At 36.0% G+C, this 24,791-nt stretch carries 22 protein-coding genes; 6 read left to right on the top strand and 16 right to left on the bottom strand.

The window, feature by feature from the left end:
• Window positions 1-237: 237 nt before the first annotated feature.
• The 4 genes from AC4BB5_RS09115 to AC4BB5_RS09100 form a co-directional block, all read right to left on the bottom strand.
• Window positions 238-1,152 (bottom strand): SPFH domain-containing protein, encoded by a 915-nt coding sequence (locus AC4BB5_RS09115; RefSeq protein ID WP_490455843.1) that lies wholly within the window; start codon window positions 1,150-1,152, stop codon window positions 238-240.
• 52 nt (window positions 1,153-1,204) lie between these two features.
• On the bottom strand, window positions 1,205-1,438 hold the full coding sequence (locus tag AC4BB5_RS09110) for a hypothetical protein (RefSeq protein ID WP_490455842.1): 234 nt from the start codon (window positions 1,436-1,438) through the stop codon (window positions 1,205-1,207).
• A gap of 24 nt (window positions 1,439-1,462) precedes the next feature.
• On the bottom strand, window positions 1,463-3,799 hold the full coding sequence (locus AC4BB5_RS09105; protein WP_490455841.1) for a cation-translocating P-type ATPase: 2,337 nt from the start codon (window positions 3,797-3,799) through the stop codon (window positions 1,463-1,465).
• Between the two features lie 142 nt (window positions 3,800-3,941).
• On the bottom strand, window positions 3,942-4,559 hold the full coding sequence (locus AC4BB5_RS09100) for a lysozyme family protein (RefSeq protein WP_490455840.1): 618 nt from the start codon (window positions 4,557-4,559) through the stop codon (window positions 3,942-3,944).
• Window positions 4,560-4,733: 174 nt separating this feature from the next.
• Between AC4BB5_RS09100 and AC4BB5_RS09095 the strand changes: the two genes are divergently transcribed.
• Both AC4BB5_RS09095 and mprF read left to right on the top strand, forming a co-directional pair.
• Window positions 4,734-5,453, top strand: coding sequence for an alpha/beta fold hydrolase (locus tag AC4BB5_RS09095; RefSeq protein WP_490455839.1), 720 nt, complete (start codon window positions 4,734-4,736; stop codon window positions 5,451-5,453).
• Window positions 5,454-5,463: 10 nt separating this feature from the next.
• A complete protein-coding gene (mprF, locus tag AC4BB5_RS09090) occupies window positions 5,464-8,052 on the top strand; it encodes a bifunctional lysylphosphatidylglycerol flippase/synthetase MprF (RefSeq protein ID WP_490455838.1) in 2,589 nt (862 codons plus the stop codon).
• Between the two features lie 52 nt (window positions 8,053-8,104).
• Here mprF and AC4BB5_RS09085 read toward each other — a convergent pair whose 3' ends face one another.
• From AC4BB5_RS09085 to AC4BB5_RS09035, 11 genes are all read right to left on the bottom strand, one after another.
• Window positions 8,105-8,974, bottom strand: a complete 870-nt coding sequence (locus tag AC4BB5_RS09085; protein WP_490455837.1) for a PhzF family phenazine biosynthesis isomerase — start codon at window positions 8,972-8,974, stop codon at window positions 8,105-8,107.
• 203 nt (window positions 8,975-9,177) lie between these two features.
• The gene (tuf, locus tag AC4BB5_RS09080; protein ID WP_490455836.1) at window positions 9,178-10,365 is read right to left on the bottom strand and encodes an elongation factor Tu; all 1,188 of its coding nucleotides are present in this window, start codon (window positions 10,363-10,365) and stop codon (window positions 9,178-9,180) included.
• 347 nt (window positions 10,366-10,712) lie between these two features.
• Window positions 10,713-10,874, bottom strand: coding sequence for a hypothetical protein (locus tag AC4BB5_RS09075; protein WP_490455835.1), 162 nt, complete (start codon window positions 10,872-10,874; stop codon window positions 10,713-10,715).
• 14 nt (window positions 10,875-10,888) lie between these two features.
• Window positions 10,889-11,245 carry a hypothetical protein gene (locus AC4BB5_RS09070; protein WP_490455834.1) on the bottom strand — a complete coding sequence of 119 codons (357 nt, stop codon included), beginning with the start codon at window positions 11,243-11,245 and terminating at the stop codon, window positions 10,889-10,891.
• A gap of 336 nt (window positions 11,246-11,581) precedes the next feature.
• Window positions 11,582-13,564, bottom strand: a complete 1,983-nt coding sequence (gene nagE, locus AC4BB5_RS09065; RefSeq protein WP_490455833.1) for an N-acetylglucosamine-specific PTS transporter subunit IIBC — start codon at window positions 13,562-13,564, stop codon at window positions 11,582-11,584.
• Between the two features lie 20 nt (window positions 13,565-13,584).
• Entirely contained in the window at window positions 13,585-14,418 is an 834-nt protein-coding gene (locus tag AC4BB5_RS09060) for a PRD domain-containing protein (protein WP_490455832.1), read from the bottom strand.
• 305 nt (window positions 14,419-14,723) lie between these two features.
• A complete protein-coding gene (rpoE, locus tag AC4BB5_RS09055) occupies window positions 14,724-15,356 on the bottom strand; it encodes a DNA-directed RNA polymerase subunit delta (RefSeq protein WP_490455831.1) in 633 nt (210 codons plus the stop codon).
• A 75-nt stretch (window positions 15,357-15,431) separates the two neighbouring features.
• Window positions 15,432-15,866, bottom strand: a complete 435-nt coding sequence (locus AC4BB5_RS09050; RefSeq protein WP_086313009.1) for a YwiB family protein — start codon at window positions 15,864-15,866, stop codon at window positions 15,432-15,434.
• Window positions 15,867-15,980: 114 nt separating this feature from the next.
• Window positions 15,981-16,928 carry a sugar-binding transcriptional regulator gene (locus AC4BB5_RS09045; protein WP_490455830.1) on the bottom strand — a complete coding sequence of 316 codons (948 nt, stop codon included), beginning with the start codon at window positions 16,926-16,928 and terminating at the stop codon, window positions 15,981-15,983.
• 2 nt (window positions 16,929-16,930) lie between these two features.
• Entirely contained in the window at window positions 16,931-17,920 is a 990-nt protein-coding gene (locus AC4BB5_RS09040; RefSeq protein ID WP_490459008.1) for an alpha-ketoacid dehydrogenase subunit beta, read from the bottom strand.
• Window positions 17,917-18,915 (bottom strand): thiamine pyrophosphate-dependent dehydrogenase E1 component subunit alpha, encoded by a 999-nt coding sequence (locus AC4BB5_RS09035; RefSeq protein WP_490459007.1) that lies wholly within the window; start codon window positions 18,913-18,915, stop codon window positions 17,917-17,919. Before AC4BB5_RS09035 ends, AC4BB5_RS09040 begins: the two co-directional genes overlap by 4 nt.
• A gap of 195 nt (window positions 18,916-19,110) precedes the next feature.
• On the opposite strand from AC4BB5_RS09035, the gene AC4BB5_RS09030 reads away from it, so the two are divergent.
• From AC4BB5_RS09030 to yidA, 4 genes are all read left to right on the top strand, one after another.
• The gene (locus AC4BB5_RS09030; protein ID WP_490459006.1) at window positions 19,111-19,470 is read left to right on the top strand and encodes a hypothetical protein; all 360 of its coding nucleotides are present in this window, start codon (window positions 19,111-19,113) and stop codon (window positions 19,468-19,470) included.
• A complete protein-coding gene (locus AC4BB5_RS09025) occupies window positions 19,463-20,311 on the top strand; it encodes a lipoate--protein ligase family protein (RefSeq protein WP_490459005.1) in 849 nt (282 codons plus the stop codon). The genes AC4BB5_RS09030 and AC4BB5_RS09025 overlap by 8 nt, the downstream gene beginning before the upstream one ends.
• A gap of 80 nt (window positions 20,312-20,391) precedes the next feature.
• Window positions 20,392-21,762, top strand: a complete 1,371-nt coding sequence (locus tag AC4BB5_RS09020; RefSeq protein ID WP_490459004.1) for an HD domain-containing protein — start codon at window positions 20,392-20,394, stop codon at window positions 21,760-21,762.
• Between the two features lie 22 nt (window positions 21,763-21,784).
• Window positions 21,785-22,594, top strand: a complete 810-nt coding sequence (yidA, locus tag AC4BB5_RS09015) for a sugar-phosphatase (protein WP_490459003.1) — start codon at window positions 21,785-21,787, stop codon at window positions 22,592-22,594.
• Window positions 22,595-22,671: 77 nt separating this feature from the next.
• On the opposite strand, the gene AC4BB5_RS09010 is transcribed toward yidA, so the two are convergent.
• Entirely contained in the window at window positions 22,672-24,735 is a 2,064-nt protein-coding gene (locus AC4BB5_RS09010; RefSeq protein ID WP_490459002.1) for a BglG family transcription antiterminator, read from the bottom strand.
• Window positions 24,736-24,791: the final 56 nt, after the last annotated feature.

The following is a 24,791-nucleotide window of genomic DNA, read 5'->3' as shown; positions in this document are numbered from 1 at the left end:
AGCTAATTCATGTGATCAGTCAGTAAAAAAGCACTGAATCTTTCAGCGCGATTTTCAAAAGACACAATTACACATGTTTCATTGTATCACACTAAACATAATTTTCAAGTAAATTGCACCTTTATTTTCATGAAAGATAGCATTCATTAATACAAGTTTACATAATACAATTATGGTAACTTAAAATTGCATGATAAAAAAACAGATCATAATAATCTGTTTTTTTTATCAGTTAAATTACTCTACACCCTGATCATGATGAGTTGTTTTTTCCGTATCATGTGCCGTCCATAGCTCTTTTGCTACTGGAATATTTCCTAGTTCTGTCATATTACTTGGCAAGATAACGGTATTTGTTTCACTTCTTACTACTTGTTTAAATGCTTCTATTCCGAGATATGCTAAAGCTTGTTCATTTAAATCACTTTCTTTAATTGCTCGATTCAAAGCTAAAATACGTTGTCTTTCTGCTTCAGTCGTTATGCGGATTCGTTCTGCTTCAGCGTCCGCATCGATTTTGGTCCGTTCTGCTCGGGCTTCAGCATCGATTTTGGTTTGTTTCGCTCTAGCTTCGGCATCAATTTGCATTTGAGATGCGTTCGCTTCAGAATCTAGAATAATAGATTGTTTTCTACCTTCTGAAATCGTGATCGTTGATTCTTTATCACGACTTGCAGTAATCAGTTTATTCATTGAATTGACAATTTCATCTGAAACAGAAATTTCACCGATATTGATTCGATCAATAGACAAACCATACCCTGCCGTAATATCTTTTACACTTTCAAATAAGCTTACATTGATCTCTTCTGTACCATTAAGGACTTCATTTAAATCCATTTTCCCGATGATCCCACGTAAATTTGACTGACAATCTTGGATCATCGAAGTAACAGAATCTTCATTGTCATAAACAAATGCCCGGACATCTGTCACATGATACTTAATTGCTTCATCAACTTCTACAATTACGTTGTCACGAGTAATAACGCTTTGAGATTCAATTTCTAAAGGTGTTTGCTTTAAGGAAACACGACCTCTTACTTTGTACAATACCGGAATTAAAAAATGGAGACCTGGATCAATCGTTTTAACGTATTTTCCAAAACTTTCAACGATTTTTACCTCACCTTGTTGAACAATGATCACCATTTTGGAGATTAGCACTAAGATTAAAATTAAAACAATGATAAAGATTAGAATGTTAAGGATTATCAATATAATTCACATCACTTTCGAATAGATAGTTGTTTACAGTTACAAATAATTCGGTACTTGAAAAATCTACAACTTCCAACATCGCCCCCTTTTCAGGGATGCCATTTACTACACGATACATATACGGGCTACCATAAATTCGAACCACTCCGTTAAAATTATCTGTTGCAGAGCGAAAACATTTTCCCATAGTTTTGCGCATCTGATACTCCCCGCTCATAAATACCCCTCCCATTTTTTTAAGTTAAAGCTCTTTGATTGTCTTCCCTGCTCTTTTCAATTGGAATAAACCGATCATGATTCGAACAATGATATTGATAAGCATCATTACCGCAAAAATCGGTAAAGTTTGCTGAGTTAAAAAGCCTACTTCTAAAATACTATGGAACAACATGGCAGCCACATAAATTCCACCTACGGTTGTAACTGCTAAGAAAATTCGTAATGGGTTGAACGGTAAACAAGCACGGACAACAGCCATACAGCTGATACCAATCAATAGATAGTACATTAATGTGGTTGTGTCGATTTGTGCAAATCCTTGATTTTGTCCTAGTAAGTATACTGCAACAATATTTAATACTACCAATACAGCGTTCACTGAAGCATTTTTCAAAGCTGTTGGTAAAAATTTGCCTCGTACTTTTCGTTTGTCGCTTTCAAATGATAAGAAGAACGCTGGGTAGCCTTCAATTGCTAAATCGATCAACGTGATTTGAATCGGTATGAAAGGAAATGCAATTGTAGTAAAGACACAAATCATTGATAAGATAAATGAATAAATAGTCTTTATAAAGAATACACTCGCAACTTTTGTCACATTATTAACAACACGTCTGCCTTCAAATAAAACATCTGGTAGCGTTGTGAAATCAGAATCTAATAACACTAGATTAGAAATCTGTCTTGTTGCTCCATCCCCTTCTGCCATAGCAATACTGCAATCTGCTTCTCTTAAAGCTAGGACATCATTGACACCATCACCAGTCATGGCAACGACGTGATCATTATCTTTTAATTCACGGACAATCGTACGCTTTTGTTGAGGAGATACGCGGCCAAAAACAGTGTAGTCATGAACTGCTTTACGCACTTCTTCCTCTGTTTCCATCGTTGACATATCAATGTATGATTCATATCCAAATAGTCCAGCACGACGAGCAATATTAGAAACTGTCACTGGATTATCACCAGAAATAACTTTTAAATCGATTCCTTCTTCTCGTAAATAAGCTAATGTTTCATTTGCATTCTGACGAATCGGGTCATCAATTTCTAAAATAGCTAATGGTTCTAAATAGGGCATGTTCTCTTCATCTAATGGAGTATTTTCAGCAATCCCCAACATTAATACACGATAACCATTTTCTTGTGCTTCAAGTACTTCTTGAGGTAAACGATTATCTGCAAATAATCGTTCTGGTGCGCCAAGATAAACTGTCCCTAATTCATTAAATTCAATCGCTCCCCATTTTCTTTCAGAAGAAAATGGTAATGCCTTCACAGCGCCATAACGATTGGAAAGTTCAAAGTATTCTCGAATTGCTTGCATTGTAATGTTGTTATCGGTACTTTCAGCTAAATAACTACCAATAATTTGCGGGAAATTTTCATGATGATTCGCATGTAAGACTTCAACTTTTTGAACTTTCATCTTCCCTTCAGTGATTGTTCCGGTCTTATCCAAGCAAAGTGTATCAACATGAGCCAATGTTTCAATGGAATACATATCTTGAACCAGAATCCGCTTCTTAGCTAGTTTTACCACACCTGTTGTTAATGTGATACTGATCAAAAGAACTAACCCTTTAGGTAACATACCAAGCAAAGCTGCTGCTGATGCGACCACAGAAGCTTCTAATCCAGAGTTGCGAATCATAAATCCTTCTACAAACAGAATAATCCCTAGAGGTATGATAACCAAACTCGTAAATTTTGAAACCTTACGAATTGAATTCACTAGTTCAGACTGAATTGGTTTGTGTACTTTGGCTTCTGCAGTGATCTTAACTGCATAGTTGTCAGCCCCAACATGAATAACTTTGCCATAAACTTGACCACTTGCTAGAAAACTGCCAGATAATAAGATCGCGCCTTCAGTCTTTTCAATCAAATCTGACTCACCAGTTAGTAAAGCTTCATTTGCTTCAGCTTTTCCGTCTAAAACTTCTAAATCAGATGGTACTTGTTCCCCTGCGGAGATCACTACGATATCGTCCATCACTAATTCTTTTGTATCGATTTCGACCTCTTTGCCGTCACGAATAACATGAACACTTTCCTTAGCAACGATGGATAGCTTTTGAACGAGGTTTCTTGCATGGATTTCTTGGTAGATCCCCATTCCCATATTTACTAATATAATTGCTAAAAAAGCTAGGTTGGAATATGCTCCAACGAAAAGTAGACAAAGCGCAATCCCGAAGTTCAAAAAGTTAAACAATGTCATTACGTTGTCATAAATAATATCTTTTGTTGATTTAGCGACATTTTCTTCGTAGTCATTTTGTAATCCTTGTTTTTTTCGTTCCTCAACCTCTGATTGAGTCAATCCTTGTTTTAGGTCAAACTTATTTGTCATGGATTTGTTTCCCTACTTTCTCCTTGTTAAAAATACATCTTCTTTAGTTTACTTGTTAATAGAAAGAACTTCAAGAAAATCCTTAAGAATTCGAATTTTTAATAGACGATATTCTTAAGGATCAATATTTTTGGTATTTAACTTATTTCAGCCAGTTAATAAACTGCTCGTTCATCTTAACGATATCAGCATAAAACATGTTGCCTCCATTACTGTACAGAAATCCACCATTGTAAATAAGCGCTTGTGGACGATAATATCGATATGTTTTTTGATCATTGTTTCCCAATAATGGTGACAACACTTCTTTGGAATACTCTTCTGCAAGGCGAATTGAATTTTTTCCGCCTCGCTCTTTTACAAACTGAATATAGTCTAATCCAAAGTTATAAGCTTGAACTGCGGTCCAAATATCACAGCCTACATCATCGGCTTTTTCGATTGATTGCGCTAAAAATGCCACACCTGTATCAATACTCTCTTTAGTTGTACCGATCATTTGTCGTTTGCCATAAGCGCTCTCACTACTTTGCATCAAATCTTCTGTGAGACCTTTTGATTCCGTATAAATAATTGCTAAAACCAAATTTTTGTATTCAGGAATATTATTTGTTTTGACTGCTTGTTCTACTTCATCTTCATATATCATCACTTGCTGAACATTTTGGCGGATCTGGTATCCTAAATAACCGACACCAATAATCAACAAGAGAAAAAACAAGAACAGTAATTTTTTTACGATTTTCATCAATTTGCCCATCTTATCATCCAAACTTTTTGTGAGTAGATTTTATCATACTTTATTATTCAAAAAAAATCTAAAAAAAGGCTGATTCTTTATGATTCTTTAATAAAAATTTGGAATTTTGTTGCCTCATTTTGGTTTGAAATGTTTGTAAAAACCGATATACTAAGAAAGATAGGTGGTAACGATATGGATAAACAAAAAAAAGTACTGCTAACTGCAGATAAAACTTCAATTTACTACGAAGTGACGGGTGAAGGATTTCCGTTGTTCCTACTTCATGGAAATGGTGGAAGTGGCAAGTATTTTGAAAAACAAATACCAGATTTCAGTCGCTATTATACTGTATTTACCGTTGATAGCCGTGGTCACGCACGCTCAACAAACCATAGTGACTCACTCACATTTGAACAGATGGCAGACGATCTATACTGTATCATGAAGCAAGAGCATATTGTCAAAGCAAACATCGTAGGTTTCAGCGATGGAGCAAATCTCGCAATGGTTTTCACAAAAAAATATCCTCAAAAGGTTCATAGTTTAGTTTTAAATGCTGGAAATACCGTCGTTCAAGGTGTTAGATTCCCAATCAGAATCTTTACAGCGATAGAATATATTTTATTTCAGTTTCTTGCTTTGTTCAGTAAAAAAGCTGAAATGCAGCTACTCACTATCCGCTTGATGACTCGTGATATCGGTGTTTCTAAAAGTGATTTACAAACTATTTCTGTTAGAACATTAGTGATCGTTGGTAAGTATGATATTATCAAACGATCGCATTCAATTTATCTAGCAAAAGAAATCCCTCATGCATCATTTATTTTAGTTCCAAAGCAAGGTCATTCTTTTGCGAAAAAAGATCCGCAAACGTTCAATCGAGAAATTTTAACATTTTTACAAGAAAAGTAGGTGCAATTAAATGAAGAAAATGCTTCAGTGGGTCAAAGACCATGTTGGTTATTTTAAAAGTATATTTATTTTTTCAGTCGTAATCATTGTTGTTCGCGAGTTGCTTTCAATTAGCAAAACCATTTCATTTGAACAGCTTGGAAGTATTTTTCAAGAACTTGCCATTTGGAAAATCGTGTTGATGTTCCTTATCGGATTAGTTGCTGTTTTTCCGATGGTCGGCTATGACGTGATTCTTAACAAAATTTTGAAACAAAAGCCCAAAAAAACATTTCTAATAGAAAGCAGTTGGATGATCAATACGATTAATAATATTGCTGGATTTGGCGGTTTGGTCAGTATTGGATTACGCTCGGAGTTTTATGGAAAAGAAAAGGATGGTAAGAAGGTTGTTCAGGCTCTTTCAAAAATTCTGATTTTCTTAATGTCCGGCCTCTCCATTTACAGTTTGATTGCTTTTTTTCTTGTGATGTTTGGTCATACTAATGATTATTTACAACAATATTGGATTTGGTTGATTGGCGGAGGTTTATACTTCCCTGTCGTCTTGATTGCAAGCTTGATCAAAAAAGATGAATACATTGGCGATATTGATAATCAAACGCGTGCAGGATTAATTTTGACTTCGTTTTTAGAATGGACAGGCGTTTTAGGTAGTTTTATTTTAATTGGTATGTTGATGGGCGTTGAAATAAATCCCCTAAAAATCATCCCACTTTTCATTGCTGCATCAGTAATCGGGATCGTCTCTATGATTCCTGGGGAACTAGGTAGTTTTGATATTATGATGATCGTCGGTCTATCCTCTTTAGGCATCAACCGAGAAGTTGTGATTGCTTGGATAGTGCTATATCGGCTTTTTTATTACATCGTGCCTTTTATCATTGGGATTATTTTCTTTATAAAAAATCTCAGCCATAGTTTAAATACACGTTATTCTGGAATACCTAGAGAATTGTCAACAGAATTAGCGCACAAATTCGTTGTATTTCTAATGTACTTCTCAGGGATTATGATTGTACTTTCTGCTACGATTCCAGAAGCATTTAGTCAACTCAGTTGGTTAAAACAGCTCAATCCGCTTTCTTTTCATCTAATTACGCAACTTCCTGCTATCTTGCTAGGCTTTTTGTTATTAATTATGGGACGTGGCATTGCAGCCAGAGTGAAACGAGCTTATCTACCAACAATCGGTTTAATTTTAATAACATTGATTTATACATTCATGAAAGATTTCAGTTGGGGGATCATTATTTTTCTTAGTCTTCTGCTTGTGATCGTTGTTTTTTCAAAGAGAGAACTATTTAGAGAACAATTGGTATATTCTTGGGAAATGATCACTGTGGACGGTATTATCTTTCTAGCTTTAACACTTTTATATATTGTGATCGGGGTATACAATTTACCAACATTCCCTCATCATAAAAATCGATTTATCTCATTCTTTTTCTTTCCGTCAGAAAAGATTTGGTTCTCCGGATTTATTGGGATTTTGCTAGTAACATTATTTAGTTATATATTTATTCGTTATCTTGAAGGGAGTCGACGCAAAATGGGCTCACCATTAGATGAAGAACGTGTCCTGTCACTTTTAACAACTTATGGTGGAAACACTGACAGTCAGCTGATTTTCCTTAGAGACAAAGATGTATACATTTATACTGACCAAAACCGTGAGGATACCGTACTATTACAATTTAAAACGTTAAATGATAAATGCATCGTGATGGGGGATCCTTCTGGTAAGAAAGAGGATTTTTCAGCAGCTGTTGAACAATTTATTAACGAAGCAGACAAATGGGGCTACCTACCTGTCTTCTATGAAGCCTCCGAAGAAGTTGTGATGTTTTTGCATGAATTTGGGTATGATTTCATCAAAATGGGCGAAGAAGCTCATGTTGACTTGCCGAACTTTACCCTATCGGGGAAAAAAATGAAAAGCGAACGAGCTGTCATGAACCGCTTTGCCAAAGAAAATTATCGTTTTGACGTACTAACACCTCCTTTTTCCGAAGAATTGATGCAAGATTTAAAACATGTTTCTGACGAATGGCTCGGCAGCCGTAAAGAAAAAGGCTTCTCATTAGGGTTCTTTTCCGAGAGCTATTTACAGCGAGGAAAAATTGCAGTTGTTAAAAACCAAGAGGGTCAGATTGTAGCTTTTGCAAATATCATACCAACTTATACTAAAGAAGAAGCTACAATCGACTTAATGAGATATAGTAGAGAAGCACCATCTGGCGTTATGGATTACCTGTTTATATCTCTATTCAACTACATGAATGACAAAGGATTTGCTTACTTTAATTTAGGTATGGCTCCTTTATCGAATGTCGGAACCTCTAAAAAAAGCTTTATTCAAGAACGTATCGCTTATCTAGTTTATGAATTTGGCTCGCGTTTTTATTCATTCCGGGGTCTACGTGACTATAAAGAAAAATACGCAGCCAAATGGGTATCAAGATATACACTATATTCCAGAAATAGTTTCATTGCTTACGTCATGATTGCTTTACTTATCATAGACAATGCTCCGATTGAAAAGCAAAAGAAAATGCATGGTGTTCGTCGAATTCTTAGAAATAGATACCAGCGCTAAATTGTAAGAGATTGTGAGATAACTCCGCGAGTTATCTCACAATCTCTTATTTTTATATGCTTACTTCGAAGTCCTCATTAAAACACGCTGTTCCAGATATTTTAACTTTGTGCGCGCCTTCGTTGTCTTTTACAACATGAACTAAAACAGTCCCCTCCATTTTGACATGCTTTCCTTGAGTAATACATATTTCCTTGCTTTCTTCATTAACATAAATTTGGTTTAACGCATACGCACCCATTACACCAGAAGCTGTTCCAGTCACGGAGTCTTCCATTGTTCCAGAAAACGGTGAAGAAAAATGTCTGGCTGTATAAGAACCTAACTGTTTGTTAAGTATTGCAAAAGAATGAATCGATGACCTAGGTACTTCCTTCAAAATACTTGGGAAAACTTCTTGAGTTGGTTTCATTTTATCTAAAACTCTTGTATCGGTCACAGGTACTAGCAGTGTCCATGACCCAGTGTTACCATATTGTATAGGGAAATCTTGATGAAGATCTTCTAGTGTGATTCCTAATGATTGGCAAAGAGCTAACCGATCCCCTTTGAAATCAATAAACTTAGGTTCTGCCTGTTTCATAGTGACCCTTTGCAGGTGATCCTCGTATGCAATTGGTAGTATCCCTGCGCCCGTTTCAATCTGTAACTGCTGATTTCCTTTGCCTTTATAGAGGGCATAAATCGCGCCAATTGTGGCATGCCCGCAAAGCGGAGTTTCATGTCCTGGTGTAAAATACCTTAATTTAATCGTAGCATTATCACTTGGACAAATGAAGACAGTTTCATTAAAACCAACTTGCTTTGCAATATTTTGCATCTCGTCTGTAGTATACTTATAGCCATCCAATATAACGCCCGCTGGATTCCCCTGTCCAGCAATTGTAGTGAATGCGTCTACTCTTAAAACGGTACATTTCATTTTTTTCCAACTCTCCTTCTTTTTGACAAATAGTATAACATAGACTGAATACAAATAAATTCTATTCATTAAATAAAAAAATGCTAGAACATAACTCAACGAGTTACATCCTAGCATCAAGAGATTGGAATAAGCGATAGGAGTAACAGCAACTCCTTCTTATTTATCGGATTTAAGTACTTTTATCCCAACCTCATTTTTCGCTATTTTTCTATTTCAGTAACAATCCCGGAACCAACAGTTCGTCCGCCTTCTCGAATTGAAAAAGTTGTTCCTTGTTCTACTGCAATCGGATGGATCAATTCAACATCGATCGTCACATTGTCCCCTGGCATCACCATTTCAACGCCATTTGGTAATTCCACTACTCCTGTTACATCAGTAGTTCGGAAATAAAATTGTGGACGGTAATTTGTGAAGAATGGCGTATGTCGCCCACCTTCTTCTTTCGTTAAGACGTAAACTTCTGCGATAAATTTTGTGTGTGGTGTAATTGAGCCAGGTTTTGCGATTACTTGACCACGTTCAATTTCATCTCGAGTGATTCCTCTTAAAAGAACTCCGACATTATCCCCTGCTTCTCCGTAATCTAACGTTTTACGGAACATTTCAATTCCAGTTACTACAGCTTTTTGTGTATCAGGTTTAATACCGACAATTTCGACTTCATCTCCAACGCTTACTTTCCCACGATCGATACGACCAGATGCAACGGTTCCACGACCAGTAATTGAAAAGACATCTTCGACCGGCAATAACAATGGTTTGTCGTTGTCTCTTTCTGGTGTTGGGATATATTCATCCACTGTATCCATCAATTCCATGATTGTAGCTTCGGCTGTAGGATCACCTTGCAATGCTTTTAAAGCAGAACCTTTAATGATTGGTGTAGTGTCTCCTGGGAAATTATATTCATTCAACAACTCACGAACTTCCATTTCAACTAAATCTATCAATTCTTCGTCATCAACTAAATCTATTTTATTAAGGAAAACGATCAAATATTTTACGCCTACTTGACGAGATAATAAGATATGTTCTCTAGTTTGCGGCATAGGTCCATCTGTTGCGGACACTACTAAAATTGCACCATCCATTTGTGCTGCACCTGTGATCATGTTTTTAACGTAATCTGCGTGACCTGGCGCATCGATATGGGCATAGTGACGAGCTTCAGTTTCATATTCCACATGGGATGTATTGATTGTAATACCTCTTTCACGTTCTTCAGGCGCTGCATCAATACTAGCATAGTCTTGTGGGTTTGCTAGGCCTTTTTTCCCTAATACTGTTGTGATTGCAGCGGTTAACGTTGTCTTTCCATGATCGACATGTCCAATCGTGCCGATGTTTACATGTGGTTTACTTCTGTCATAATGTTGTTTTGCCATTTTACAAACCTCCTATTTTGTTTGAAGATTCAGTAGAAAATCAATCATTAACTGACCATCTCTGACCTTCATAGTGTTATTATATACCTTTAAAATAAATACACAACTTATTTGCTTACCATTTGTAAGTAAATAGATTTTACAACAAAAAAAGAGGCTGAGACATAACTCTATGAGTTACATCCCAGCCTCAAGGAATCCGAATAAACGGTGGGCGCAGAAGCAAATCCTTCGGAAATAAGCTGAAATTCACAAAAATTTGAAAAATAATTTTCGTGAATTTCTTCTTATTTCTCGGAGTTAAACACTTCTGTCCCAACCTCTTACATCATTCTTAAAATAATTACTCATTTTTTATAATACTGATCCATCTTTTGTTCAACAGCTTCACCACAAACATTTGCAAACTCCGCAGATAATCGTCGAAGTTCGATTGCGTCATCCAATGAAAGATCTTCTGTTTGAAATTTTTTGATCAGTCCTAATAATTGTTCCGTTTTTTCGTTCATACCATTTACCACCTTTAATCTCCATCAACCACTTGCTCATATACCTTTTCATCATAAACAGTTAAGATGAACTGTTCTTTATAAGACTTTGTTGTTTCCTTTATTGATTCTATTAAATGCGATTCACAATCAAGATAGAGAATGACTGCTTCGAATCGATCTTTTGTCTCTTTTAAAAAGCGAGTTAAATCGTCAAGTGTATTGTGTTTTGTCATTGTTTCATAGGTAGGCATTTGTTTTGCTCGAATAAAATTATGTGGAATTTCTCCTGGATACCCAACGATTGCAATTTTCTTCCCTGTGTGATCTTTTTTTACTAATTCCCAAATTTTGTCGATTTTTCTCGGATTGTTCCCCTTAATAATAATCATGTGATTCTGCTCCTTCATCTTTATCATATTTACCCAATATGACACAAAGAAACCGTATGATCATCAACTGGCACTTCTTTGTGTCCAGCGTTATTCATGCAAGATAATCTCCTCCTAAATCAAAAGCTTGAAGAGCCTGTTTAGCCTTGACAGAAACTGATAAAATTGAGGTAACATCATCTGGTGCTATCATGTTTTCTCTTTGTTTCGCCTGGCCAGCTCTTAAAGTTAGATAACATAAAACAATTACACTTTAACCATATCATAGAAAAAAAATAAAGCAATAGAATAAAACAAAAGCTGCCTAAGAGTGTCCCTAGGCAGCTTTTTCTTTTATTATTTTACAGTTACTTTCCCAATTGATTCATCAGCAGAAACTGTTTGATTTGCTTTTGTTAAATCATAACTTTCAACAACATCTTGATTTGTAAAGACAACGATCAAATCAGATTTTTTACCAGCAGTTTCTAATGCTGCTAGATCGATTGTCGCAACTTTATCACCTTGTTTCAATACTTGACCTTCTTCAACATGTAAAGTAAATGGTGCTCCTTTTAGCTCAACAGTATCTAAGCCCATGTGCAATAATACCTCAATGCCAGAATCAGTTTGGATTCCTAAAGCATGTTTTGTTGGGAAAATACTTGTGATCTTACCTGCAACAGGAGTTGATACTTCACCATCCGTTGGGATAACTGCAAAACCGTCACCCATCATTTTTGCTGAGAAAACATCATCTTGTACTTCTGAAATTGGAATAACTTTTCCGTTTGCAACAGCATATAATTCAGTTTCTTTTGCTGTTACTTTTGGTGCTTCTGTTTTCACTTCAGGCTTTTTTACAGGTTCACCTGAAACAGGAGCTGCACCATTACGGATTTTATTCATTTCATCTGCTACAAATTGTACTTCTGTACCCACGATTACTTGAATATTTGTATCATCAATAACTTTCACACCAGGAACGCCTGTTGCTTTGATTTTCGCTTGGTCGACTTTACCTGTATCTTTTACAGTTAATCGTAAGCGAGTTGTACAGTTATCAATTGACGTAACGTTAGCATCAGCACCAAGACCTTGATAAATTTTGCTAGCTAAAACTGCAAATTTGTTATCACCTGTAGTATCCAAATCTGGTGTTTCTTCGCCTTCGCCTTCTTCGCGACCTGGAGTCATTAAGTTGAATTTTTTGATTGCAAAATCAAATACAACAAAATAAAGAACTGCCATAACTAATCCTTGAACAATCAACATATACGGTTGGTTGGCAATTGGATTACGTAAACTTAAAACAAAATCGACTAAACCAGCACTGAAAGCAAATCCTGCTGTCCAGTGGAAAATTGCTGAAATAAATAATGAAATACCTGTCAAAATAGCGTGTAAAACATATAAAGGCCATGCAACAAACATGAATGAGAATTCTAATGGTTCAGTGATACCAGTAAAGAATGAAGCAAATGCTGCTGCAATCATCAATGAAGCAGTTGCTTTTTTCTTTTCAGGACGTGCATTACGGTAAATCGCATAGGCACCTGCTGGTAAACCAAACATCATCATCGGGAAGAACCCAGCTTGATACATACCAGTGATTCCTTTTTCGCCAGTACCAGATAAGAAGTTACCAATATCATTGATACCAGCCACGTCAAACCAGAATACTGAGTTTAATGCATGGTGTAACCCAGTTGGAATCAATAGACGGTTAAAGAATCCATACAAACCAGCACCTACAGCACCCAATTTAGAAATAGACTCACCAAATGTAACTAATCCAGAGAATACTACTGGCCATAAGAAGAATAAAACGCCAGAAGCTACTAGCATTGCTAAAGCAGTCATAATTGGAACGAGTCGCTTACCACTAAAGAAAGATAACGCCATCGGTAATTTCACCTGACTAAATCGATTGTACATTGCTGCAGCAATTAAACCAGATAAAATTCCAATAAATGCATTACTAATTTTGGCAAATGAAGGATCAACTTGTTCTACTGGAATACCTTTCATTGCACCAACCGCTGCGGTTGAAAGTAACGTTGTTACTACTAAGAAAGCAACTAACCCACTAAGGGCTGCTGCACCATCTTTATCTTTTGACATACCTAATGCTAAACCTACCGCGAATAAGACTGGTAGATTATCAATAATTGCGCCACCTGCTTTAACTAAAAAGACAGATAGAAAATTAGGATCGCCTAATCCCGTCATTACGTTGGGGTCAATCCAGTACCCAATACCCATTAAAATCGCTGCAGCTGGCAATACCGCTACAGGAAGCATTAACGAGCGTCCCATTCTTTGCATATATGCTTTCATTTTGTGTCTCCCCTTGTCTTTTATTTGATCATCTTCAGCCGTTCAATATGAATAGCCAGATAACCTAATTCTTCGTTTGGTACTTGATAGTGAAAATTTCTCATTAACAAAACTTGAACTTTTTTCGATATCTCGTAACTTTCTGCATATTTCTTACGTACAACATCCAAAATTTCATCATCTAATACTGCATACTGACTTTGTTGAAAACGATGAATAAACAAACGTAAATGATTGACTAGTCGTGAATAACTTAGACTCATCTTTTCATCATGAATATTGATCCCCAACTCTTGCTCGATCAAATGAATAATTTCTGAAACAATTGTGACCTCACGAATACTTTTACTATTATCCGTACGTCCACTACGAGCACTATGAATATGGATTGCAATATAACCTGCCTCATCATAACTAAAAGGAATCCCCAACGTTTGTGTTAAATAATCAACGGCCCACTGTGCAATCGAAAACTCTTCGGTATAAAGAATTTCGATTTCATTCAAAAGTTTATTTCTCACAATGATATTATTTTGAATATTTTCAGCAGCAAACGCAATATGATCACTTAAGCCAATATTGATGTGCTCATTCAGTTTCTCACCAAGCACAGTTTCAGCATGAGCGATAATTTCTTCTGTGACAAAAAAATACTTTTCATCGATTTGAGATAATAAAACCTGAAGCTTTTTCAAACCCTCTGGTTCCATTACAAACATTCTTTCCACTTGTTGTGAGAATAACAAATCATTTTTCTTTTTGTTAAAACCCACGCCCTTGCCAACTGCCACTTTTTCTTGCCCAGCATCAACAACAAGTACAGCATTCTGATTAAGCACCTTTTTGATTTTCATAAACATTCCTCTTCTGCAGAAGTAGATTGCCTGTTTTCTTGTAATAAAACAACAAAAAAGCATAGAACAATCCCGTCAAAATATGAGTATATCATATTTTAATGAAATTCTTCCATGCCTAGTATTATCTAGTCACATGAAAACGCTATTCTTGTTTTGTTAACAATGATAGTTTACAAAGATATAGACCTTTTGTCAATCATTTTGATTCTTTTTTTCTTACTAACTTAAAAAGCCGATTTTAAGTGGTTTTGATAAGTAAAAAAACACGAGTGCTCTCAAAGCGAGAACACTCGTATTTTTTTCTATACTTCCTCTTCAGGGTTAGCATACTCATCTTCGTCATCAAAGTCATCGTCTACATCATCTTCATCGATGATTGTAAGGTCTTCTTCGATTCCAGGTAATTCTTCTTCTTCATCGTCAGAATCTGCACCGATTTCTTGAAGATCAGAATTGTAAGCTTTGATTTCTTCATCTTCTTCATCGTCATCATCATCGTAAAGAATATCATCTTCATCATCATCCGTTAATTCAGCATCTTCCGGATCATCATCGTTATAGTCGATCACATCTTCATCATTAGCATCAATAATGAAAGCATTGACTTTCTTACGTTTTCTACGGCGTGGTTTGTCTTCTTCATCTTCATCCAAACCATGTGTTACTTCTTCGTCAATAGAATCGATTGGATACCATGAGCGCAAGCCCCAACGGTTGTCTCCTAAAGAGATAAAACTGCCATCAATATTTAAGTCAGTATAAAATTGTGCTAAAGAGTCACGAATTTCGCTGTCAGATTTTCCAAGATAATTTTGAATTTGGTTTACTAAATCAGAGAAGTCCATCACATCTTCACGTTGTTCTAAAATTGCGTGCGCAACTTCGATCATGGATAATTCATCTTTGTTCAACCCGTCAAATACATTAATTTCCAAACGGTACACGTCCTTTCACAGTCTACTCCTTATCATACAAAAACATGAAGAAAAAATCAATTGATTATTACATAATTACGCAGTAAATTCTAGTTCTAAATGATATTCCCCAATTTTTTCGGCTTGAGAGTATAAATCATAGTCAACTAAAATACTCCCTGCCACAGGCTGATCCTTAAGACTGAAGCGTAAATTACGAGTAAACGTAGTGATTTGAAATAGACCATAAGGTGTTTTATAGCTCGTCTCTAATCGTTCTTGGTATGCAAATTTTAACCGCATTCGAAGTCCACCTGCGCGAATCAATTGAATTTTACCGTCTGGTTCGACCTTGATGGTCACAGGTACAGGTTCGCCTTCTTCTTGTTCTTCTTTATAACGAATATATAATGTATCGCCAATCTTCACGATTTGACCTTCTAAATCGAAATAAAAATTTTTCTTTTCACCTGCTTGATCTACTATTGTTTTTAATTGAATTGATACTGGTGTTCCTTGTGATAAATCCATTAAAAGCACTCTCCTTAAATTAAAAGCTGAATAGGCTCGTTCAGCCTAGAAAGAAAAATAGGAAAAAAGTTCTCTTTCCTTCAGTTATATTCTATCTTTATGCTGATATACTAGTCAAGTTAACACCAGAGCTTCTGCAACTATTTGATCGACAACTAAGATGGTGCAGCATCTCCCCTGCAATAACGGTTTGATGCTCTCAGCTTTTTCTTTACCGCAACCAATAATCATTACATCTGGAATGCTGACTAAATCCTCAACCTTAATGCCTAACATTCGCTTACTTATTTCATTGTTCACTGTTTGACCATTTTTGTCAAATAAGGATGCTACTGCATCTCCTTTAACCCCAGTTTTTTTGATAATTTCTAACTCCCTTGATTCAATATAGCCAAGACGCTTCCAGGTAGAGCTTTCATTTGGATTCCCTACACCGATAATCGCAAAATCAACATTCTTTGCTTGCTCCATCGCTTTTCCGACTAATCGCGACTCATTCAAAACATCTGCTAGTAAATCACTTTCAGCTAATGCCGGTGCATAAAAATATTGACATCTACTATTGAGTTTTTCAGCTAGTTTAAAAACTAAATGATTTGTATCGTAATAAAGATGTTCACTAGAAACACCACCAACTAATGGACATACATTGATTGTTGGAAATGAACAATATGGCATCTCGTCAATCATATCTGCTAAAGTCGTTCCCCAAGACAAGCCAACGCTCATACCAGCTTTTAAATGCTCCTTTAAGCACAGGGATGCTGCTTGACCGACTTCTTTTGTTAATGTTTCAGCTTGCTTTTGTTCATTCACTGAAATTACAATTACATCTTTCAACTGGTATTTCTTTTCTAAATTCAGTGCAAGCTCTACTGCATAAGCAGATTCATCTTTGATCGAAATCGAAACAATACCCGATTCTTTGGCATATTGTAAAATTTTTGAAATAACAGGACGTGATACATTCATTTTTTTTGCAATGACTGCTTGCGTCAACCCTTGCTCATAATACATCGTAACAATTTTTAGCATTTTCCTACGGTCTTCACTGATTTTCATCACTAAACCTCAACTTCTGCCATGATTTGAACTACCGCTTCAACAAGTGAATCAACTTGAGGCGTTGCGAGGGCTTCTAGCATTTTTTGTGCTGGCATTGGGACAAACGCTCCGCCTAAACGTATAATCGGCGCTTTTAAATTCATTAAAACGTTCGATTCAGCAATAATCGATGTAATCTCTGCACTAAATCCACTGTTTTTAACTGCTTCTGTTGCAACGATGACTCGTTTTGTTTTTTCAACTGAAGTTAAAATAGTATTGACATCGAGAGGCACCAAAGTTCTGGGATCAATAACTTCAACTGAAATACCTTTTTTCTTTGCGATTTCTGCTGCTTCTAGAGCTTTATTGACCATGATCCCTGTCGCAACGATTGTCACATCTTTGCCCGTTCGTTTAACATCAGCTAAGCCAATAGGAATTGTATAGGGGTTGTCTGGAACATTCCCTATAGTTTTATATAATAATTTATGTTCGTAAAACATCACAGGATTGTCATCCTCGATAGCTGCACGGAGCAACCCTTTTGCATCATAAGCATTGCTTGGTTGGATTACCTTTAAGCCAGGAATATGAGCCATCCAATTTTCCAAGCTTTGAGAATGCTGTGCTGCAGCGCCTGTTCCTGAACCAGATGCGGTTCTCATGACCAATGGAACTTTAGCTTTTCCGCTATACATGTAATGGATTTTTGCTGCTTGATTGACTAATTGATCCATTGCGACTGTTATAAAGTCTGAAAATTGCAATTCCATCACTGGGCGCATGCCCGTCATCGCTGCGCCAACTGATACACCTGCAATTGCGCTTTCTGATATCGGTGTATCTCTAACTCGTTGTTTTCCATATTTTTCTTGAAGTCCTTTAGTTGCCCCAAATCCTCCACCATAAATACCGATATCCTCTCCTAACAAAAAGACACGGTCGTCCCGAGCGAGCGCTTCATCTAATGCTTCATTAACTGCTTGTAAATAAGTGATCTTTCTCATAATTTATCCTCCGCATAGACATGTGTCCAAAGATCTTCAAATGCGGGATCGCTATCACGTTTCACAGACACGATCATATCAGCAAACTCTTTACGAATTGCTCGTTCCATTTGACGAATATCAGATTCTTGTTGAACACCATTTTTGATTAGCTTACTTTCTAAACGAAAGATAGGATCATTATTTTCTTGCCACTGACGACATTCATCTTCTGAACGGTACATCAATTGGTCAGATTTAGAATGGCCTTTATGACGATATGTTAATGCTTCAATCAATGTAGGTCCTCCACCGCTTCTTGCCTTTTCTACAGCCTGTGAAACAGTTTCCGATACAGCAGCTAAATCATTGCCATCAATTGTTATACCTTCAATGCCGTAACTCTTTGCTCGATCAGAAAGCTTATCAATATTCACCATTTGTTCGATAGAACTACTCATACCATACTGATTATTTTCAATAAAATAAACAACCGGCAATTGCCAAATAGAAGCTAAATTCAACGCTTCATGAAAACTTCCTTCATTTGTTGCACCATCTCCAGCATAACACAAGACAACTTGGTCTGTTCCTTGCATTTGTGCACTCGCAGCTGCTCCTGCGGCAATCGGAAAACCAGCCCCAACAATCCCATTTGAACCCAAGTTCCCAACATCTAAATCAGCAATATGCATGCTGCCACCTTTACCTTCATTGGTTCCTGTTTTCTTACCTAGCAATTCAGCAAACATACTTCTAATATCCGTTCCTTTTGCTATACAGTGTCCGTGGTTTCTGTGCGTTGAAACGATCCAATCACTTTTTTTCAAAATACCCGCTCCACCCACCGCAGTGGCTTCTTGACCAATACACAGGTGCATTGTTCCATGCAATTCTCCAGCGTCAAAAAGTTCTTGGATCATTTCTTCAAAAATTCTAATTTCCCACATTTTTCTTAATGCTTTTAAATCATCCATCCATTTACTTGGTTGAATTTTAGTTATCTTTTGAATCATTTCCACACCCCGCTTTACATTTGTTCCCGACCGGATCATATGTAAATATTCTATATTTTTCTTTAACCAATAGCAAGATATTCTCTTGATTTTTTGATTTTCCTTAAATTTTCTCCATTTTCCTTCTTATTTCTATGTAGATAAGCATGATTTTTCTCTTAAATCGTATATAATAGAGCTTGGAGGTGGAAACAAATGTTATTTCACGATGAAAAAGCAATGTTATTTTGTATGCATTGCCAAAAAGAAACACTCCACGATATTCAATATATGAACGAAATCATTTCCAGCATTGAATGTACAGAGTGTCATAATCAAATGAGTATTGATATTGATGCGATGAATCAATTTTATCATTATCTATATGAACGCTTAGCTTCCAAGCCAGGCCGTTTAACTGAAGAAGCTAGACGAGATTTCAGTAAATTTTTAGCCACCATGCCGATGAGAATTATTAGTAAACCCATGCGTTTTACGAATGAATATAATCAAATGAATAAAGAGGTGAAAGATTACGTTTCCCGCGTAAAACAGGATGAAGACGAAGATGACTAATTTAAATCAACTATTTACAACTGATACAATCTTTTTATATGATCAACATTGTTTGAGTGTAAAAGATTATTTTCTTCCTTTTGCATTAACCGATACCCTCACTACATTTGCTGGCATTAACCAACAGCCAATCATTCATTTTTGGCAACTTGATCAAGCAATGATTCTCGGAATGAAAGATACTCGGGTTACTGATTTGAACAGTGGTCTAGCGTCTTTGAAACAAGATGGTTATAATAGTATCATCCGAAATGCTGGAGGATTAGGTGTGATTGCAGATGAAGGGATTTTAAACCTCTCTTTGATTTTACCTAATATCGAAAATAAAAAAATGAGCATTGATGAAGCCTATACTTATATGTGGAATTGGGTAAAGCTTGCTTTTGAGGATTCCTTGCATGCCATCAAAGCCTTCGAAATCACTACTTCTTATTGTCCAGGTACATTCGATTTAAGTATCAATGGTAGAAAATTTGCTGGAATTGCTCAACGCCGAGTAAAAAATGGTACTGCAATCATGATTTATTTAAGTATCAACGGTAATCAACAAAAACGTGGGGAAAGTGTCCGCCGTTTTTATGAAACTAGTTTGCACGATGACTTTGGTAAGAACGGTTATCCTGCCGTTGATCCAAAAGTTATGGCGAATTTGGAAGATCTTCTGCAAAAAAGAATGACAGTTGATGAAGTAAAAAAACGATTAATTACTGTATTATTAGAAAGCATGCCTATTAAGATTGATAGCCAAACATTGCCTAAATCACTAACTTCCGACTGGTTTACGACTGAAATCAATAAACAAATGGAAAAAATGGAACAAAGAAACCAATTATTGAAATAGCAATGTTAGTATTTCGGACATAGATTGTTCTTTATACTCATCAACTATTTCTTGTGAAACACAGTAAAAGGAGTGAAACAATGCCAACCCCTTATAAGCATCAAATTTTACCTATTGAGAAAGTTTTTAGAGACCCCGTACACAACTATATTCATGTGCAACATCAAGTTATTTTGGATTTAATCAATTCAGCGGAAGTACAGCGCCTACGACGAATCAAACAATTAGGAACTTCTTCTTTCACTTTTCATGGTGCAGAGCATAGTCGTTTTGCACATTCTTTAGGCGTCTATGAAATCACTCGACGCATTTGTGATATTTTTCAACGTAATTATTCGGCTGAGCGGCTTGGTGAAGATGGCTGGGATGATAGTGAACGTTTAGTTGCACTTTGTGCGGCTTTACTTCATGACGTTGGTCATGGTCCGTATTCTCATACGTTTGAACACATCTTCAATACAAATCACGAAGCAATAACAGTTGAAATAATCACTTCTCCAGAAACTGAAGTCTTTCAAATACTGAACCGAGTTTCAGCAGATTTTCCTAATAAGGTAGCGAGTGTCATCACTAAACAGTATCCTAATCCGCAAGTTGTTCAAATGATTTCAAGTCAGATTGATGCTGATCGTATGGACTATTTATTGAGAGATGCCTATTTTACAGGAACGGAATATGGTACGTTTGATTTGACTAGGATATTACGTGTTATTCGCCCTTACAAAGATGGTTTAGCATTTGCTATGAACGGAATGCATGCAGTTGAAGATTACATTGTTAGTCGGTACCAAATGTATGTCCAAGTCTATTTCCACCCAGTTTCTCGTGGCATGGAAGTCATTTTGGATCACCTGTTACATCGCGCAAAAGAATTATATGAACAACAGCCTGAAGACTATCAATTACATTCTCAGCTTCTGGTGCCTTTTTTTAAAGGTAATTTTTCATTGCAAGAATACTTAAAATTAGATGATGGCGTGTTAAACACATATTTCATCCAATGGACTTCATTACCTGATCCCATTCTAAACGATTTAGCGAACCGTTTTTTAATACGTAAACCGCTAAAATCAGCAACGTTTTCTGGCAATAAGGATTCCGTTACTATCCGTCATTTAAAAGCTTTGATTGAAAAAGTTGGCTATAATCCAAAATACTACACTGCAATCAATTCAAGTTATGATCTGCCATATGATTTTTATCGTCCAGAAAAAAATAGCCATCGAACTCAAATTGAAATCATGCAAAAAGATGGAACGTTAATCGAATTATCTAAAATTAGTCACTTAGTGGCTGCACTTGCTGGGCAAACACAAATCGATGAACGTTTTTATTTCCCTAAAGAAATGGTCGACCCAAGAAGACAACAACATTATGATTTATTTGATGACACCTATCGTGAATTTGCTGCCTATATTCACAATGGTGCATTAGTTGAAGGAAAAAATTAAACAGTATACTTAGGAGGAACTTATGTCAGTCAAATTAGTAGCAATAGACATCGATGGAACATTACTTGATTCAAACAGAAACATCACGCCCAAAGTGAAAGAAACACTTCAAAAAGCCAATCAAAGTGGCATGTATATCGTTTTATGTACAGGGCGCCCTTTACCTGGTGTAAAAGAACAGTTGACTGAATTAGATTTATATGGTGACAATGATTATGTAATCACTTATAACGGTTCATTGGTACAAGCAACAAAATCTAATGAAATCATCTCACAGTATACTTTAAGTTATAATGACTTTTTAGAAATAGAATTTATGTCTCGAAAAGTTGGTACGCATTTGCATACGATTGATGATAAAACAATCTATACAGCGAACCGTGATATCGGTAAATACACTGTTCATGAAGCATCTCTTGTGGATATGCCTTTAAAATATCGGACAGTTGACGAGATGACTCCAGATATGTCAATTATCAAAATGATGATGATCGATGAGCCAGACATTTTGGATAGAGCGATTAGTCAACTTCCCGAAGAATTCGTTAATAAATATACTACTGTTAAAAGTACTGATTTTTACTATGAGATTTTGAACAAAGAAGCAAGTAAAGGAAATGCGCTTGCGAAACTTGCAGAACATCTAGGGATTTCTCAGTCCGAAACAATGGCAATTGGTGATAATGAGAATGACCTCTCCATGATCGAGTATGCCGGTATTGGTGTCGCAATGGGAAATGCAACTGAAAGTGTTAAACTCGCTGCAGATATTCAAACAACAAGTAATGATGAAGACGGTGTTGCTGAAGTTTTATTGAAATATATGCACTAATTTTAATATAAACATACTAAGATTACCCTCTAATCTTAGTATGTTTTTTTCTACCTCAGTCATCAAATCGTACTAATTTATATTTCTTTTCTTGATAAATACCGATAGATTTCATTTGGGTCGTTACTAGAATTTAGCAAATGATAGAATTCAGAATCGTCCAATAATTTTACTAATTCCGCCATCGCATTCAAGTGACGATTATTCGCAGTAGCAGCAAGACAAAATATATACTTCACTGGATCGTTTTCTTTGCTTCCGAATGTAATCGGCTCTTTTAAAACACTAATACTCATTCCTAATTTTTCTACGCCATCGGTCGGTCTAGCATGTGGTAACGCAACATATTTAGAAATGACCATGTATGGACCTTGTTTTTTAGCAGTTTCAATAATTATGTCAACGTAATTTCTTGTGATTCTACCATCATTTAGCAATGGTGCAGCTGAAAGTCGGATTGCCTCTTCCCAATTCTTAGCCTGCAAATTCAGCTGTATTAACTCAGGAATTGTAATTTCCATTAAACGAGGGCCATCTATCTCATTTTCAGTAGGTTCTTCTTGATTAATCAAGTATTCATACAGTTCTTTTTCCAAAGACGTTGCTTCACCAACTGTAGTATGTCGTTGAACAATTTCCATGATTTTCCCAACACTTGGTAATTTAAAATTGAAGTTGCCTATCTGAGTGTATACATCACTGATCAAACGATACTTTTCTCGTGTGTTCATGATCGGACTTACGATATATACCGGTTTTTTTGTGTAAAATAACCGAATGTTTGGCACTGTGGAAAAAATCAAATCATATGAATCTGATAAGCGCTCAATTCCATTGGTTTCAACAGGTCCTATAAAAGATAGCTCGGGGAAAAGTCCTTTTAACTCTGTATAAACAATGGATGAACTACCAATTCCGTTCGGGCAAACAATCAACGCAACCTTTTGAGATGTTTTATACTCATCAAAATGGGAGCACAATGACGCAAAGTGCATCGTTAAAAATGCGATTTCATCTTCCGGAATCTGATGTTCAAATAATGATGAGATTGGCTTCAATGTTTCTTCAACAATATTGAATAATTCATTGTATTCGCCTTTTATTTTACTATGAAACGGATTTACAATCGGTAGTTTGAAATACAAACGATAATATGCAGGTCTAATATGCGTATATAATTGTCGGCTGACTGATTCTTGATTATTAAAGCGAATACCGGATAGTGCTTCAAAACGCATAATGATTCGTTTAACTAGTTCCATAATCGTTTCATAATCTTTTGTAGAATCATCGGGACGGCCAACGGATAACCCTAGTATCCAAGCACAAAGATACAGATAAGCAGACTTATCTTCAATGCCAAAATGAGTTAAGATACTTTTGGAAAATTGGTATTCTTTCATTGCGATCAAAGCTGGCAACTGGTAGATGTCGTTCGAAGTTACTGGTGAGCTGAGCAATCGTTTTTTTAAGAAGATAAACGTATAAAGAAACTCTGTTAAACGATTTTCAACGAATGTAATGCCATACTGAATTGTATAGTTTTCAATTAATTGCTTTGTTAAATCAATGGGTTCAATTTGGTGCTTTTCTAAAAATCGATCATAAATAAATGCAGTATTATTCTCAGTTGAATCCCAAATGATCATTTTTATTAAATGATAACGAATATGCTCTTCACTGCCTAATAATTGATAACCATTTTTTCTAGTATAAACAAGTTGAATGTTTTCTAAATCCAGCTCGATCGTCAAATTTTTCAGATCATTGATAATGGTTGTTTTCCCCACACCCAGCTCTTCGACGAAATGATTGATTGAAAGGTATTCATCTGCATAATAAAATAATAGTAAGTATAAATATTTTGACCGTTCGAAAGCATTCATTAAATAATCTGTAGTATAAGTTTTATCTGAAAGTAGTGTAATAAATTGTTCTCGGAGTTGGTTCGTTAAAATGATATGATTGTTTTCAATCATTAACTTGGGTTCATTGTCCATCTCAACATACCCATTAATTTTCTCTATTGCGTACTCCAATTGTCTTTTTGTTAAATCAGTTTGAGCAGCTAATTCATTTATATCATGTATCGAACGCTCAATCAGCCGTTTCATCAATTTTCTAGAACGCTCATCCGTCACTAAGTCCCCTCCTCCAAAAACAATCTTTTTTTAGTTGCGAAAACGCAGAACGCTTC

The sequence above is a fragment of the Enterococcus sp. AMC1252 genome (genome assembly GCF_058216515.1).
The sequence above is the reverse complement of the archived record's forward strand: the minus strand, read 5'-3'. Positions and strand labels throughout refer to the sequence as shown.